The sequence below is a fragment of the Hydrogenibacillus schlegelii genome (genome assembly GCF_001653195.1).
In the GTDB taxonomy this organism is placed as follows: Bacteria; Bacillota; Bacilli; order Thermicanales; family DSM-22653; genus Hydrogenibacillus; species Hydrogenibacillus schlegelii.
Window position 1 is genome coordinate 20,571 of sequence record NZ_JXBB01000005.1, and the last position, 13,738, is coordinate 34,308.

Below are 13,738 nucleotides of genomic sequence, written 5' to 3' on the forward strand. Positions count from 1 at the left end.
CGGCCGTCGGAAAAGGTCCGCGGGGCCTCGGAAGGGGCCATAGCCGAGTTTGAGAAAGGGGCCGTGCGATGAGCGAATCGTTTGCTGCCGACGGGCTGACGCTTTCGGAACGGGTGAAGACGCTTCAGCCGTCGCCAACCCTGGCCCTCGCGGCCAAGGCGAAGGCCCTCGCCGCCGAAGGGCGCGACCTCGTCGCTTTTACCGCCGGGGAGCCGGACTTTGACACGCCGGCGGAGATCGTCGAAGCGGCGGTTCAGGCACTTCGGGAAGGGAAGACCCGCTACACGCCGTCCGGGGGGATTCCGGAGCTCAGGCGGGCGGTCGCCGCGATGATCAACCGGGATCGGGGGCTTTCGTGGTCGGAAAAAAACGTCCACATCGCCAGCGGCGCCAAGCAGGCGCTTTATCATCTCTTTCAGGCGCTCCTCGATCCCGGGGACGAGGTCATCGTCCCGACGCCGTACTGGGTGAGCTATCCGGAACAGATCCACCTCGCCGGCGGCGTGCCGGTCTTTGTCCCGACGCGGCCCGAGGACGGCTACAAGTTGACGCCGGAGGCCCTCGAGCGGGCGATCGGCCCCCGGACGAAGGCGTTCGTCTTGAACTCGCCGTCGAACCCGACGGGGGCGATGTACACGGAAGAGGAGCTTTTCGGCCTCTTCAGCGTCCTCGTCCACCGGCCGGTGTGGATCATCGCCGATGAAATTTACGAGCGGCTCGTCTACGACGGCCCCCACACGAGCATCATTGCCGTCGACCCCCAGGCGGTGGAGCGGACGGTGATCGTAAGCGGCGTGTCGAAGACGTACGCCATGACCGGCTGGCGGATCGGCTGGGCGGCGGCGGCCGACGAGCGGCTGATCCGGGCGCTCGATGACCTTGCGAGCCAGAGCACGTCGAACCCGACGACGTTTGCCCAGTACGGGGCGCTGGCGGCGGTCACGATGGATCCGGCGCCGGTCGCGGCGATGGTCGAGGCGTTCCGCCGGAGACGGGACCTCATCGTCGAGCGGATCGCCGGCGTACCGGGGCTTCGGGCTTTCCGGCCGTCGGGGGCGTTTTACCTGTGGGTCGACGTGCGGGAGGCGATGGAGCGGCAGGGCTTCCCGGATGCGGATCGGTGGGCGGCCGCCCTCCTCGAGGAAGCCGGCGTCGTCGTCGTCCCCGGAAGCGGCTTCGGCGACGCCGGTCACGTCCGCCTGTCGTTCGCCCTCGGCGAGGCGGCGATCGAGGAGGGCGTTCGGCGCCTGGCCGCGTTCGTCGGCCGCCGTCGGGAGGTCTGACGATGGCGTCCCCGTGGGCCCGGCTCCTGCAGGGGGAGATTTTGCTTCTGCCGGCGCCGTTTCTCGGTCGCTACAAAGCCCTGGGCCTTCGGGACGACGATTTTCTCCTCCTCTTGCACCTCGCCGCCCTCGAGCGGGAAGGCGTGCGCTTTCCGACGCCGAAGCTTCTCGCCGGCCGCACCGCCCTCGACGAGGGGGCGGTCGCCGCCCGGCTGAAGGCGCTCCTCGATGCCGGATGGCTCCGGATCGACATCCGCTTCGACGCCGACGGCCGGGTGGTGGAGACGTTCAACCTGGCGCCCTTTTACGAGCGGATGGCCGCCGAACTGGAACGGCTTGCGCCGGCGGGGACGGTCCTTCCGGAGGCGGCGGGGACGGCGGACCGCCGTCCGGCGCCGCTCCTCCGGCCGGCGGCGGAAGGCGGGGATGCCGACGGAGGCGCCCTCATCGGCCGGCTGGAGGCGGCCTTCGGCCGCCCCCTTTCCCCGATGGAGGCGGAGCTCGTCGCCCGGTGGCTCAAGGACGAGCGGCTTTCCTTGGCGCTCATTGAAGCGGCGATCGAGGAGGCGCTCCGGTTCGGAAAAAATTCGGTCCGCTACGTCGACCGGATCCTGTTTCACTGGGCCGAGCAGGGGATCGATACGCCGGAGGCGGCCCGCCGCTACGCCCTCCGCTTTCGGGAGGGGCGGTCGGGGGAGCGGCGGGGAGACGACGGCCCGCCGGATCCGGCTCAGGGGCCGGAGGGAAGGGCGCCGGACGGTCGGACGGAACGGCGTTACCCGCAGTTTAACTGGCTCGTGTACGGGGAGGAAGAGCCGTTCGACGACGCGGACGGCGGGTGATTTTCCTCCCGTTTTTTTGTATAATAGAAGTGGACCGGTCTGACCCGGAGATCGAAGGAATTGGGGCGATATCATGGGTAGGCGCATCGCCACCGAGTTTGAGACCATCCGTCTTGCGCTCGGCGGCAAGGACGCGGAGGAGCTTCTCCGGCGCCTTCGCGAGGCGGGCATCCCGCTCTACGAGCACGTCCTCAAAAACGGCGATCTGGAGGTCGGATACAGCGCGCTCCACAACGCCTTTTATCTCCGTCTGATCCAGGAACGTTCCTTCGCCCCCGATGATCGAGAGGGACGGCCGGAAGCGCCGGTGCGGGCGACGGTCCGCTACCGGGCGATCGGCGCCGGCCAGTTCACCGACGGTCGCCTCGCGGAAGTGATGCGTCGGTTGGTGGCGGAGTTTCGCGGCGAGGCGCTGATGAAACGGGTGTACCGCGGGTTTTCCGTGTTCTATCACTATGAAAACGGTCAGGTCGTCCGGATCGTCGAGCGGACGCCGGCGGGCGAGCGGATCATCTTCGAGCGGAGGCCTCGCCGTCCGGCGTTTGCCGACGGCGGGCCGGAGGAGGCGTCCCGTGCGGCAGAACGCGTCCTCCTCCGGGCGGAGGTCGATCGGTGGCTCGACCGGCGGAACGCCGCCCGACCGGAGGAGATTCCGGCGATCGACGCCAGGCTCCGGGAGCTTGCCCGCCGGCTCATCGCGCTGGAGGGGTGAGCGCCGGGGAGACGCTCCTGCCCGCCGGAGGCAGGAGCGCGTACATAGGGGATTGAGTTTGAAATATTCATAAGTCGTTCCCGCCGGCTCGGGTGCGTTTGGATCGTACAAAACGGTTGCAAACCCCGGCGTTTCATGCTACAGTATACAGGGTGAGCAAGAATAGGAACCCGGTTTCATTCGCGAGCGGGGCGCGTCGCACCCCCGAAAGAATGACGGTGGTCCTAGCATTGCGCACACCATGGCTAGGAGGGGGGATCCGAAAGATGACGACCTACTCCACTTCCGGCCGGCATATCGCCGTCGACGTCTGGGGCGTCTCGGCCGAGCGCCTGAACGACGTCGAATGGCTGCGTGAGCAGCTTGTCGAGGCGGCGGAAAAGTCCGGCGCAACGGTTCTGGGCGTCCAGTCCAAAGCATTTGAGCCGCAAGGCGCGACGGTGCTCGTCATGCTTTCCGAAAGCCACATTTCGATCCACACGTATCCGGAGCACGGTTTTGCCGCCATCGACTGCTACACGTGCGGCGAGACGGTGGATCCGGAGCGGGCGGTCGAGCACCTGCTGGACGTGCTCAAGCCGAAAAAGGCATTCGGCAAGAAGCTCATCCGCGGCGAAGGCGAGATGGCGGTCTCCGATCTTTCGGACGCCCCCGTCGTGCGTTCGTGACGTCCCGCTCGCCCGGGATCGATAGGCCGGTGGCCAACGGAAGATCGGTGACCTCCGGTAAAGACGATGAAAAGGACCCGCAGCGCGGCGGGTCCTTTTTGCTTCGGCGCCGGGGCGTCGCCTCGGCGTTTGGGCGGATGGCGTGACCTCGTCGGCGGTTACTGGAGCATGCCCTGCGGCGGCAGTTCGCCTTTCAGCTTCTGGTCGAACTGGCTGAACGCCTCGTCGACCTTCGCCTGTTCTTCGACGTCGATCGGGTACCAGCCCTGGGCGAACATGAAGTTGTAGATCCGGCGAACCGCCTGATGGCTGTCCTGAAGCATGTTCATGAGATCTTGATGGAGGGCGTCGTTGGACGCCTCCCAGGCGGTGATGTTGAGGCCGCTCGTGAGGGACTTTTCCAACGCCAGAAGGGCGTTGGCGATGTCCCGATCGTTCATCGCCGGTGAGGGGCTTTCCGCCGGCGCCGGCGGGCTGATCGTCGTCCGAGCCTGGGCCAAGGGGATCCCTCCTTTCGCGGGGGGAAGGTTTTAAGTCATCAAGGGCGGATGCCGGCCGCAAGGGCGGAGGCCGGCCGCCGCCCATCGCCGGAGGAGGGGCGGGTTCGGCGGCTTCCGAGGCGGCGGTGCGCGCCGATGTCGGGCCTCGGGTTACGACCGGGTGGCCATCGCCTGAGCGCCGGCCGGCTGGGCGGGCATCGCCTGGAGCCGGGCCTGGAAATCTTGAACGCCCTTGGCGTTGTCCGTCTTGAGGTGGCCGAGGAGCGTCTGGGCGTGCTGCCGATGCATTTCAATCAGCTGGCCGGCGAGCTGCTTGAGGGCCGGCATCTTCATTTTCTGGCCGTAATGGTGGAGCTGCTTGAGGGTGAGCAGTTGCCAGGTTAGAATGTCTTTTAAGTACAGCAAATCCTTCGTCGAGACGATGGTCGGCGGCTGCAGCATCGGGTTCACCTCCTTTGGCTGCCGGTTTTTAGTATGGTGGTCTGCGTGGATGTTATGCGCGGCCGGCCGAAACCGAAAAGCGCTGCCGAACCGTTCGGCAGAGCCGGGGGAGGAGGCGGCGGCGCGAGACGTTGCCTCGCCGGGCGAGGTCCCTCGCCGGGAAGGCGTTCGTCCCCGTTCAGAGGAGCCCGGTCCAGCGGAAGAGCGTCACGAGACCGTTGAAAAACGCCGGGGCGAGTATGTACTGGTAGGCCAAAAGCGCCACGATCGGCGAGAGGTCGATCATGCCGATCGGCGGGATAATGCGGCGAAAAAGTCCGAGGTACGGCTCCACCAGGCCTCCGATCCAGCCGATGAACCGGGACTCGTAAAGGGGCGGGATCCAGGAAGAAAGCACGTAAAGGATGATCAGGATCGGATAGGCGCTGAGGAGCCACTGAACGACGAGGAGGATGTTGGCGGCCAAGTCGGAGTCACCTCCGCCTCAGTATATCACACCCGGCCCGGGAGCCCAAGGGCGGGTCGGAGCAGGGGGGCAAGCGGATGGAGACGGCCGTCATCGTCGCCGGCGGAAAAAAAACTCCGGACGATTACCGGGCGCTTCTCGAGGCGCTAAGGGCGGACGGCGGGAGGCTCCGGGTGATCGGCGCCGACGAAGGGGCGCTCTGGCTCCTCGAGCGGGGATTTTCGCTCGATCGCGCCGTCGGCGATTTCGACACCGCCGGTGAGGCGGGGCTTGAGAGGCTTCGGGCGGCCGGCGTGCCGTGCCTCGTCCTGCCGGCGGAAAAAGATGAGACGGACACGGAATTCGCCTACGGTGAGGCGAAGCGCCTCGGCGCCCGGCGGGTGGTCCTCTACGGTGCCCTCGGTGACCGGTTCGACCACAGTCTGAGCAATGTGCAGCTTTTGTATCGGATCGCGCGAGACGGCCTCGCCGGTTTCGTCGCCGGGCCGGCGCATCGGATCTATCTTTTCGGACCGGGGGAACATCGCCTCCGGAGCCGGTTTCCGTTCGTGTCGCTCATCCCGTTTTCGCCGGAAGTTCGGGGCGTGGCGCTGGAAGGATTTCGCTATGCCCTCCGGGGGGAGACGCTCTCCTGGGGGATGGGGCGGGGGGTGAGCAACGAACCGGCGGCGCCGGAAGGGATCATCCGTCTCGAAGCGGGGTGGCTCCTCGTCGTGGAGAGTCGCGATCTCGAGCACCGGGATCGCGTCACGGCGGGCCGGGCAGGGGAGGAGGCGGGCGATGCCGCGGCGGGCGACGGAACCGGAGCGTTGGCGGAGCCGTAGCTTCAGGCGGAACCGGGCGCCCCGGGACAGGGCGGGCCGCCGGGGCCCGACGTTCCTCCCGTGTTTTCGGCGATCGTCCGGGCTTCTGCGTCGAGGGCGGCCCGGAGCGCGGCGAGCTCCGGCCGGTACGCCGGCCACGGCGGGAGGTCGTCCGGCAGGGCCGAGAAAAGAAGCGGCGCCCGCGTCGTCGGGTGGGGGACGACGAGGGCGTACGCCCACAGGGCGAGCGTCGGGAGCGCCGGGTCCGGGCGGGGATGGTAGCGCCGATCCCCCGCGATCGGGGCGAGGTGGGCCGCCAGCTGAACCCGGATCTGATGCGGCCGTCCGGTCCGGGGTCGGATGTCGAGCAGCGCGTGGCCGCGCCGGGTGCCGAGGAGGGCGTAGTCGAGAACCGCCTTCCGGGCGTCGGGTTCTCCGCACCGAACGACGACGACGTGGCCATCGGGGCGCTTTTTCAGGCAGTCGACGAGGCGGCCCGCCGGGGGCCGGGGATGGCCGTCGATGACGGCGAGGTACCGTTTGTCGACGGTCTGCTCGCGGAAGGCGGCGGAGAGACGGGCGGCCGCTTTGGACGTTTTGGCAAAGACCATCACGCCGCCGGTCGGGCGGTCGAGGCGGTGGACGAGGCCGACGTAGGCCTCGCCTTTTTTGTGCTCGAGCGCCTTGCGCCGGGCCTTGACCCAGGCGAGCAAATCCGGTTCCCGGCCGTTTCCCTGAGCGGCGAGTCCGGGGGGTTTGACGACGGCGATGAGGTGGTTGTCTTCGTAGAGGACGGGATGGCGGTCGGTGACGGGATCGCGGTCGGTCAACGGGACAGCCCCCTCCGGTTCGCCGATGCCGGCGACGGGTTTTTGAAGCGAACGCGGGTTTTCGGGCGGCGCCCGCTCGGCGGGCGGTGGCCGGGGCGAGCGGGCCGGATCGACATATCGTATGAGTCCGCCGCGGGGATCCGGGGCGGGGAGACGGAAGGCCCGCCGGGCGGGAACGCGGGGTTTAACGGGTGTTTAAGGTCTGAAAAGGGCGTTGTTTTAAACGGAAGTTCTTTTAAAAAAGTCCGTCGATGCACCCCTTCGGGCGGCGCATGGGTCTTTGTCCACACGTCGGAGCGGGCAGGCGCATACGGTGGGGGTGGCCCCGGAAGAGGAGGCCTCGCTTCGGGCGTAGGGCCCGTCGCGCCGCCCGATGACAAAAGCCGTGCGCCGGCGGTAAAAGCCTCGCGCCGGCGGGCAAGCCGACGGACGCTTTCTCCAGTATAGCACAGAAGGAGGCGAGAGGATGGCCAAAGCGTTTGCCGCCGCCGAAAGCGGTGCGCCGCAGCCGGTCTCCGGGGACGAGTCCGGATCCCGCTTTTTTGCCTTTGCCGTCGTCATCTACGTGCTTCTCGTGATCATCCTGCGGGTGGGGCTTCTGGGCCCGGTGGCGTAACGGAAAGCCGGGGCCGACGGCCCTTCCGGGCCGGCGACCGACGTCGCCGGCCTTTTCGTGTGCCCGGCATGGGCGTCGCCGCATTCCGATCGGAAATGAATAAGGCCACCGGCCTCGCCGACTGGCGAGAACGGGGCCTCTTCCGTTTGGCCGACTTGCCCGCTCCGCTTCGCCCGGCCTTGTGGACGGCCGTTTCGCGAAAGGGACGCCCGGTGGGGCGCGAAATGGTTTGCCGCTCCTTTTGACTCAACGGGCGCTTTGACTCAACGGGCGCTTCCGTCACGCCTCCGGGGGGTGGAGCGCCGCTTCGGCCCAGCGGATGTTCTCCCGGATGAGGCGCTCGACGTGGTGGGCGGGATAGACCCCTTCTCGGTCGAGCAGCTGAAAGACGAGGTCATGGACGTAGACCCAGTCGTTAAACTGCCGGAGGATCGTGTTCTTGAGGGTCGGGTTGGCGGCTTCGGTGAGGACGGAGGCGGTCCGCCAGAGGATGGCCTTGGCATCGTGAAGCATGGTCACGGCGGTCAGGCGATCGGCAGGGGTGAGCATCGTCGACCTCCTTTCGTGGAACGCGGCTCGGGCGGTCCCGTCCGATCCGGTCAGGCCGGGAAGACGGCGCGTCGTTGGAGGAGGGCGATCGTCTCGCGGATGTTTTTCTCGAGGAGCTGGACCATCCGTCCGAGGATCGCCTTCAACGTTTCGTTTTCGACCGCCTCAAGCCGTCCCCGGAGGTCGAGGAGCCGGGCGGTCTGGGCGACGAGGAGCTCGTGCAGCATGAGCGTCTCCATCGGCGTGAGGCGGTCGGCGGCGTAGGCGACGGGCCAGAAGCCTCCGGCCGCCGCGTACGGCACGGCATACGGGGCCGGTCCGGCGCCGAACGTGGCCTGCGCGCCTGCGGCGGGGCCGTAGGCCGGGTAGAGGGGGGTGAACACCGGAACACCTCCTTATCGGTCGGATCGATGTTAACGTATCGGTGGGACGGTTCAAGGGTGTTTGTCCGGCATTTGCGCGACCCAAAATTAGGCGATATCATGGTGTCACGGTGAAATCGAACCGGGGTGGGGGGTTCTGGCCCGGACGAAATCCGGCTTTGAAAGGCCCGGGGCCTAAACGGCCTGGGCGCCAGAGGCCGGGCGAACGGGGGAGATGGCGCGATGGGAGAGGCGCTCTGGACGGATTTTTATCAGCTGAACATGATGTACGCCCATTTTCGCCGGGGGAGCCACGAGACGCCGGCGGTGTTTGACGTTTTTTTCCGGCGGCTGCCGTGCGAGGCGGGGTTTGGGGTGTTCGCCGGGCTGGAGGCGGTGCTCGACTGGCTGGAGGCGGCGCATTTTACGGACGAGGAGCTTGGCTATCTCGCCGAAGTCGGCGGCTACGACCGGGCGTTTCTCGAGTATCTGCGGGGGATTCGCTTTCGGGGGACCGTCTGGGCGGTGCCGGAAGGGACGCCGGTGTTTCCCCACGAGCCGCTCCTTCGCATTGAGGCGCCGATCGGCGAGGCGCACTGGGTGGAGACGGCGATTCTCGCCTACATCAACCACCAGACGCTCATCGCGACGAAGGCGGCCCGCATCGTCCACGCCGCCGGGGACGATCCGGTGCTGGAGTTCGGCCTCCGCCGGTCTCACGGGCCGGAGGCGGGGGTGTACGCGGCCCGGGCGGCGTACATCGCCGGAGCGCAGGCGACGTCGAACGTCGAGGCGGGGCGGCGCTTCGGCATTCCGGTCGTCGGCACGCACGCCCACGCCTTTGTGCAGAGTTTTCCGGACGAACGGGCGGCCTTTGACGCCTTTTTGGCGGCGTTTCCGGATCAGGCGATCCTCCTCGTGGACACGTACGACGTCCTTCGGTCGGGGCTTCCGAACGCGATCGAGGCGTTCCGGGCGCACTTCGCGCGGCTCGGCCGCCGGCCGGCCCGCTACGGGGTGCGAATCGATTCGGGCGATCTGGCGTATCTTTCCAAGGCGGCTCGGGCGATGCTCGATGCGGCGGGGTTTTCCGACGCGATCGTCGTCGCTTCCGGCGACCTCGACGAGACGATCATCCGGGACCTCAAGGTGCAGGGGGCCCGCATTGACGCGTGGGGCGTCGGGACGGAGTTGGTCACCGGCGGAGACTGCGGCGCCCTGGGGGCGGTGTATAAGCTTTCGGCGATCCGGGAAGGCGATCGGTGGGTGCCGAAGCTCAAGGTGAGCGAAAATCCGCTCAAGATCAACGATCCGGGCGTGAAAAAGGTCGTCCGGTTTTACGATCGGGACCGGGGGGAAGCGCTGGCGGACGTCATCCTGCTCGAAGAGGAGCCGCTTCCGGAAGGGCCGTACGAGATCTTTCACCCGATCTACACGATGAAGCGAAAGACGCTCCGAAATTACGAAACCCGGCTCCTTCTGGAGCCGGTGATGGTGGGCGGCCGGCGCCTCCATCCGCCGCCGTCGGCGGAGGCGGTGCGGCGGTATCACTTGTCGGAACGGGAGCGGTTTGCGCCGGAGGTGCGGCGGCTCGTCTATCCGCACGAGTATCCGGTCGACCTGTCGCTTCCGCTCTGGGAGCTCAAACAGCGCCTCGTGCGGGAACAGGGCGGCCGGGGATAAGGCGGAGAAGGGACGAGGGGGCGGGGGAAGGCGGGTGAGTCCGCCCGGAAGGAGCCCCATTTCTGGAAGGAGGTGCCTGCCCGGTTCGGAGGTCCTGGCCTGGGGGAGATTCAGGGGGAGGACGAACGCGGGCGAAACGAGGATGGACCGGCGGATGCTCGTCATCATGCTCATCATCTTTACGGCGTTTACCGGATTCGGGCTCATCATCCCCGTCCTGCCCTCGGCGATCAAGCAGGCGGCCGGGCCGGAGGCGGCGGAGCTTCACCTCGGGGCGATGCTCTCCCTCTATTCGCTCGTGTCGCTCATCGCCTCGCCGTTTTGGGGACGTCTCGCGGACCGGATCGGCCGGCGTCCGATCATCCTCGTCGGGATGGTCGGCTTTGCGGTGAGCTTCTGGCTTCTCGCCGTAAGCGGGACGTCCCTCGGGCTCATGTACGCGTCGCGCCTCCTCGGGGGGCTCTTCTCCGGCGCGGCGATCGCCTCGAGCGTCGCCTACGTCGCCGACATCACGTCGGAGGAGACGCGGACGAAGGGCATGGGCTTCGTGGGCATGGCGATCGGCCTCGGCTTCGTGTTCGGTCCGGCGATCGGCGGCATCGGCAGCCGGGTGTCGCTCGCCTTTCCGTTTTACCTGGCGGCGGCGCTGTCGCTTCTCGCCGCCTTGTTCGGTGCGGCGGCGCTTCCGGAATCGCTTCCGCCGGAGGCGCGGGGCCGCCGGGCGGCGGAGGCGGGCGGCTTCGGCGCCGTCTTCCAGGGGCCGATGAAGGTGCTCTTTGGCCTTTCGTTCCTCGTGACGTTCACGCTGGCGGCGGTCGAGTCAACGCTCGTTTACTTCGAGGGGGTGAAGATCGGCGCCGACGAGTTCCAGATGGGGATCCTCTTTGCCCTCATCGGCATCGTCGGCGCGGCGGTTCAGGGCGGGGTCGTGCGGCGGATTCCGAAGGGAGCCGAGGCGCAGGCGGCGGCGGTCGGCTTCGGGATCGCGGCGCTCGGCTTTGCCCTCATCACGCTTTCGTTCAACTTCTGGTCGGCGGTCGCCTTCGTGTCGGTCTTCGCCGTCGGGAACGCCCTCGAACGGCCGAACGTGACGTCCCTCATCACCCAGCGGACGCCGGTCGGCCAGGGAACGACGTCCGGGGTCAACTCGGCGATGGACAGCCTCGGGCGGGTTCTCGGGCCTCTTTTTGGCAGCGCCCTGTATCATGTGAATATCTTCTTGCCGTACGTCGCCGGGGCCCTGCTTTCGCTTCTGGCCGTCGGCCTCATCCGCTTCGGCCTGAGCGAAGCGCCGGTTCAGAGGGGCCACGCGTGAAGGGGGGTGTACATCGGCTTTTTTCCGAGGTCGGAGCGGAAGAGGACGAGGTCGGCGGCGGTGTAGGCGACGGGCGTCCAGGGAAGGTCGGGAAGGGGCGCCGTGCCGTCTCGGGCCAGGGTGACGTGCGGGACGAACGGTTTTCGGTCGACGGCGATTCCGTCGGCGGCGAGGGCCGCGACGAGGGCGTCGCGATACCGGAGAAAGGGCGCCTCCGGGTCGAGGCGGCCCCGGGCGACGAGCACCCGGGGTCGCTCCGCCGGACCGAAGGCGCCCAGGGCCTCGAGCCGGACGCGGAGGGGCCCGGGAGCCGCGGGCCGGAGGCGGTCGACGCTTCTTTGGAGGGCCGGAAGGACGGCGTCGGGAAGCTCGCCGAGGAAGGCGACGGTGAGGTGGTAGTCGTCGGGGTGGACGAACCGACGGAAGGGAAGGTCCGCCCGGTGGGCCCGGGTGAAGCCGGCGAGGGCCGCCCGGGCGTCGGGGGGCACCGGCAGGGCGAAGAAGAGCCGCATGGGATCACCTCGTTCGGGCGGAGGGTGAGCGATGGGCGGCAAGGTGATCATCGTCGAGGGCAAGACGGATGCCGAACGGCTGAAGTCCATTTTAGCGGAACCGGTGACGTTTGTCCTGACGCACGGGACGCCGGGGCCGCGGGCGTTCGAGGCGATCGAGGCGCTCCGGGCGGATGAAGTGTACGTCTTCGTCGATGCGGATTTTTCCGGCGAGCGGATCCGCCGGGCGGTCGCCGAGGCGCTGCCGGAGGCGCGGCATCTTTTCACCCGGAAGATGTACCGGGAGATCGCAACGACGCCGCTCGTGCATCTGGCGGAGGTGCTCATGCGGGCCCATTTTGCCGTCGATCTGAAAGCCGTCCGGCGGGCGGTGGAAGCCGAAGCGGAGGCCGATCCGGAGCTCAGGCAGGCGCTCCGGCGGCTTTACGTCCGCGAAAGGAGGAAACCGCGGTGAAGCTCTGGGGCATGCTCGGAGCGCTCAATCTGTTTCTGGCGGTCGCCCTCGGGGCGTTCGGCGCCCATGGCCTGAAGGGAAAGATCGCCGACGATCTGCTTGCCGTCTATGAGACGGGCGTCCGTTATCAGATGATCCACGGCCTCGGCCTGCTTGCGCTTGCGGCCCTGCTTCGGGTCGCGCCGGAGGCCGCCGGCGGGCTTTCCGCTGCCGGGGGATTTTTGCTGGCGGGGATCGGGCTTTTTTCGGGGAGTCTGTATCTCCTCGCCCTGACCGGCGTCCGGGCTCTCGGGGCGGTGACGCCGTTCGGCGGGGTGGCGTTTCTCATCGGCTGGGCGCTTCTTTTTGCGGCGCTCTGGCGCCTCCGCTGAAGGGAGCGAATTCTTCGATGCGCTTAAGACCGGCGTGAGACGTGAAGGAGGACGTCGATGACGACGGAGCTTTTTCCGATGGAGGCGCTCTACAAGGAGGTGCCGCTCGAGGCGTACGCCCGGCTGGCGGTGAAAAAAGGCGTGGCGCTTGAGGCGGGGCAGATGCTCGTGCTCCGGGCGCCCCTCGAGGCGGCGCCCTTCGTCCGGGAGATCGTCCGCATCGCCTACGAAGCGGGGGCGGCGTACGTCCACGTGGAGTGGTCCGACGGCGAGACCGGAAAAATGCGGTACAAGGTCGCGTCGGAGGCGGCGCTCCGGACGTTTCCGAAGTGGCTCGCCGACGGCTACGAGGCGATGGCCCGGGAGGGGGCGGCGTTTCTCACGGTCTACGCGCCGGATCCGGACCTCCTCGTCGACGTGCCGCCCGAGCGGGTGGCGCTCGCCAACAAGACGGTCGGCGAAGCGACGAAGCCGTACCGGGCGCTCCTCATGAGCGATCACGCCCGCTGGTCGCTCCTCTCGGCGCCGACGGCGGCGTGGGCGAAGAAGGTGTTTCCGGATCTTCCGCCGGCGGAGGCGGTCCGGACCCTCTGGCGCCACATCCTGGCGGCGTCCCGCGTCACCGGCGGCGATCCGCTGGAAAACTGGGAAAAGCACGCCGGCGCCCTCGGCCGGCGGGTGCGGTATCTGAACGAAAAGCGCTACCGGGCGCTTCATTTCCGGGGGCCGGGGACGGACCTCGTCGTGGGTCTCCCGGAAGGGCACGTCTGGCAGGGCGGCGGGAGCCGGGACCGGCGGGGGATCTTCTTTTTGCCGAACATCCCGACGGAGGAGGTCTATACCCTGCCGCACCGGGAGCGGGTCGACGGCGTCGTCGCGGCGACGAAGCCGCTCAACTACAACGGCGTCCTCATCGACGGCATCCGGCTCGAGTTTCGGGACGGCGCCGTCGTCTCGGCGTCGGCGAAGACGAACGAGGCGGCGCTTCGGCACCTTCTCGAGATGGACGAAGGCGCCCGGCGGCTCGGAGAGGTCGCCCTCGTCCCGGACGACTCACCGATCAGCCGCTCGGGGGTGCTCTTTTACAATACGCTGTACGATGAAAACGCCGCCTGCCACCTCGCCCTCGGGAAAGCGTACCCGACGACGCTCGAAGGAGGCGCCGCGCTCGACGAGGCGGCGCTCCTCCGTCGGGGAGCGAATGTGAGCCTCGTCCACGAAGATTTCATGATCGGCTCCGGCGCCCTCGACGTCGACGGCGTGACGGAAGCCGGCGACCGGGAGCCGCTTCTCGTAAGCGGCCGGTGGGCGTTCGACGTTTGAGCCATCGT

At 67.9% G+C, this 13,738-nt stretch carries 18 protein-coding genes; 11 read left to right on the forward strand and 7 right to left on the reverse strand.

The features are described 5' to 3' along the window. Nucleotides 1–95 precede the first annotated feature (95 nt). The 4 genes from SA87_RS02705 to speD all read left to right on the forward strand — a co-directional run bounded on the left by SA87_RS02705 (nt 96) and on the right by speD (nt 3,505). Nucleotides 96–1,283: a pyridoxal phosphate-dependent aminotransferase gene (locus SA87_RS02705; protein WP_066198951.1), complete on the forward strand. Its 1,188-nt coding sequence runs from the start codon at nt 96–98 to the stop codon at nt 1,281–1,283. Between the two features lie 2 nt (nt 1,284–1,285). Further along, on the forward strand, nt 1,286–2,125 hold the full coding sequence (locus SA87_RS02710) for a DnaD domain-containing protein (protein WP_066198832.1): 840 nt from the start codon (nt 1,286–1,288) through the stop codon (nt 2,123–2,125). A gap of 73 nt (nt 2,126–2,198) precedes the next feature. Next, nucleotides 2,199–2,837, forward strand: a complete 639-nt coding sequence (locus tag SA87_RS02715) for a hypothetical protein (protein WP_066198835.1) — start codon at nt 2,199–2,201, stop codon at nt 2,835–2,837. A 266-nt stretch (nt 2,838–3,103) separates the two neighbouring features. After that, nucleotides 3,104–3,505, forward strand: coding sequence for an adenosylmethionine decarboxylase (gene speD / locus SA87_RS02720; RefSeq protein ID WP_066198838.1), 402 nt, complete (start codon nt 3,104–3,106; stop codon nt 3,503–3,505). Nucleotides 3,506–3,663: 158 nt separating this feature from the next. On the opposite strand, the gene SA87_RS02725 is transcribed toward speD, so the two are convergent. From SA87_RS02725 to SA87_RS02735, 3 genes are all read right to left on the reverse strand, one after another. Then, entirely contained in the window at nt 3,664–4,005 is a 342-nt protein-coding gene (locus SA87_RS02725; protein WP_066198841.1) for a spore coat protein, read from the reverse strand. 150 nt (nt 4,006–4,155) lie between these two features. Further along, entirely contained in the window at nt 4,156–4,446 is a 291-nt protein-coding gene (locus tag SA87_RS02730; RefSeq protein ID WP_066198844.1) for a hypothetical protein, read from the reverse strand. Nucleotides 4,447–4,624: 178 nt separating this feature from the next. Beyond that, a complete protein-coding gene (locus SA87_RS02735) occupies nt 4,625–4,912 on the reverse strand; it encodes a YggT family protein (protein ID WP_066198847.1) in 288 nt (95 codons plus the stop codon). A 77-nt stretch (nt 4,913–4,989) separates the two neighbouring features. Here SA87_RS02735 and SA87_RS02740 point away from each other — a divergent pair, with 77 nt between their 5' ends. Next, a complete protein-coding gene (locus SA87_RS02740) occupies nt 4,990–5,736 on the forward strand; it encodes a thiamine diphosphokinase (protein ID WP_066198851.1) in 747 nt (248 codons plus the stop codon). A 2-nt stretch (nt 5,737–5,738) separates the two neighbouring features. On the opposite strand, the gene SA87_RS02745 is transcribed toward SA87_RS02740, so the two are convergent. Then, nucleotides 5,739–6,545 carry an RluA family pseudouridine synthase gene (locus SA87_RS02745; RefSeq protein ID WP_066198854.1) on the reverse strand — a complete coding sequence of 269 codons (807 nt, stop codon included), beginning with the start codon at nt 6,543–6,545 and terminating at the stop codon, nt 5,739–5,741. A 466-nt stretch (nt 6,546–7,011) separates the two neighbouring features. Between SA87_RS02745 and SA87_RS13425 the strand changes: the two genes are divergently transcribed. Then, nucleotides 7,012–7,161 (forward strand): hypothetical protein, encoded by a 150-nt coding sequence (locus SA87_RS13425; RefSeq protein ID WP_169793331.1) that lies wholly within the window; start codon nt 7,012–7,014, stop codon nt 7,159–7,161. Nucleotides 7,162–7,440: 279 nt separating this feature from the next. Here SA87_RS13425 and SA87_RS02750 read toward each other — a convergent pair whose 3' ends face one another. Both SA87_RS02750 and SA87_RS02755 read right to left on the reverse strand, forming a co-directional pair. Beyond that, nucleotides 7,441–7,710 carry a spore coat protein gene (locus SA87_RS02750; protein ID WP_066198857.1) on the reverse strand — a complete coding sequence of 90 codons (270 nt, stop codon included), beginning with the start codon at nt 7,708–7,710 and terminating at the stop codon, nt 7,441–7,443. A 50-nt stretch (nt 7,711–7,760) separates the two neighbouring features. After that, complete coding sequence (locus tag SA87_RS02755) at nt 7,761–8,093, reverse strand: hypothetical protein (protein ID WP_066198859.1); 333 nt, start codon at nt 8,091–8,093, stop codon at nt 7,761–7,763. A gap of 222 nt (nt 8,094–8,315) precedes the next feature. Here SA87_RS02755 and SA87_RS02760 point away from each other — a divergent pair, with 222 nt between their 5' ends. Both SA87_RS02760 and SA87_RS02765 read left to right on the forward strand, forming a co-directional pair. After that, entirely contained in the window at nt 8,316–9,755 is a 1,440-nt protein-coding gene (locus SA87_RS02760) for a nicotinate phosphoribosyltransferase (protein WP_066198862.1), read from the forward strand. 154 nt (nt 9,756–9,909) lie between these two features. Then, complete coding sequence (locus tag SA87_RS02765) at nt 9,910–11,070, forward strand: MFS transporter (protein WP_245637617.1); 1,161 nt, start codon at nt 9,910–9,912, stop codon at nt 11,068–11,070. Here the strand turns inward: SA87_RS02765 and thpR are convergent. Further along, entirely contained in the window at nt 11,052–11,582 is a 531-nt protein-coding gene (gene thpR / locus SA87_RS02770) for an RNA 2',3'-cyclic phosphodiesterase (RefSeq protein ID WP_066198868.1), read from the reverse strand. The two genes, SA87_RS02765 and thpR, sit on opposite strands and share 19 nt — an antisense overlap. Nucleotides 11,583–11,613: 31 nt before the next feature. Between thpR and SA87_RS02775 the strand changes: the two genes are divergently transcribed. The 3 genes from SA87_RS02775 to SA87_RS02785 are packed head-to-tail and all read left to right on the forward strand — an operon-like array spanning nt 11,614 to nt 13,730. After that, complete coding sequence (locus SA87_RS02775) at nt 11,614–12,036, forward strand: toprim domain-containing protein (protein ID WP_066198873.1); 423 nt, start codon at nt 11,614–11,616, stop codon at nt 12,034–12,036. Next, nucleotides 12,033–12,407, forward strand: a complete 375-nt coding sequence (locus SA87_RS02780) for a DUF423 domain-containing protein (RefSeq protein WP_066198874.1) — start codon at nt 12,033–12,035, stop codon at nt 12,405–12,407. The genes SA87_RS02775 and SA87_RS02780 overlap by 4 nt, the downstream gene beginning before the upstream one ends. 57 nt (nt 12,408–12,464) lie before the next feature. Next, a complete protein-coding gene (locus tag SA87_RS02785) occupies nt 12,465–13,730 on the forward strand; it encodes an aminopeptidase (RefSeq protein ID WP_245637618.1) in 1,266 nt (421 codons plus the stop codon). The last annotated feature ends 8 nt before the right edge of the window (nt 13,731–13,738 follow it).

Bases quoted from the DNA above. Each gene is read 5' to 3' on its own strand.
- SA87_RS02710 (WP_066198832.1), top strand. From the start codon at position 1,286: ATGGCGTCCCCGTGGGCCCGGCTCCTGCAGGGGGAGATTTTGCTTCTG.
- SA87_RS02715 (WP_066198835.1), top strand. From the start codon at position 2,199: ATGGGTAGGCGCATCGCCACCGAGTTTGAGACCATCCGTCTTGCGCTC.
- speD (WP_066198838.1), top strand. From the start codon at position 3,104: ATGACGACCTACTCCACTTCCGGCCGGCATATCGCCGTCGACGTCTGG.
- SA87_RS02730 (WP_066198844.1), bottom strand. From the start codon at position 4,446: ATGCTGCAGCCGCCGACCATCGTCTCGACGAAGGATTTGCTGTACTTA.
- SA87_RS02740 (WP_066198851.1), top strand. From the start codon at position 4,990: ATGGAGACGGCCGTCATCGTCGCCGGCGGAAAAAAAACTCCGGACGAT.
- SA87_RS13425 (WP_169793331.1), top strand. From the start codon at position 7,012: ATGGCCAAAGCGTTTGCCGCCGCCGAAAGCGGTGCGCCGCAGCCGGTC.
- SA87_RS02750 (WP_066198857.1), bottom strand. From the start codon at position 7,710: ATGCTCACCCCTGCCGATCGCCTGACCGCCGTGACCATGCTTCACGAT.
- SA87_RS02760 (WP_066198862.1), top strand. From the start codon at position 8,316: ATGGGAGAGGCGCTCTGGACGGATTTTTATCAGCTGAACATGATGTAC.
- SA87_RS02765 (WP_245637617.1), top strand. From the start codon at position 9,910: ATGCTCGTCATCATGCTCATCATCTTTACGGCGTTTACCGGATTCGGG.
- thpR (WP_066198868.1), bottom strand. From the start codon at position 11,582: ATGCGGCTCTTCTTCGCCCTGCCGGTGCCCCCCGACGCCCGGGCGGCC.
- SA87_RS02775 (WP_066198873.1), top strand. From the start codon at position 11,614: ATGGGCGGCAAGGTGATCATCGTCGAGGGCAAGACGGATGCCGAACGG.
- SA87_RS02785 (WP_245637618.1), top strand. From the start codon at position 12,465: ATGACGACGGAGCTTTTTCCGATGGAGGCGCTCTACAAGGAGGTGCCG.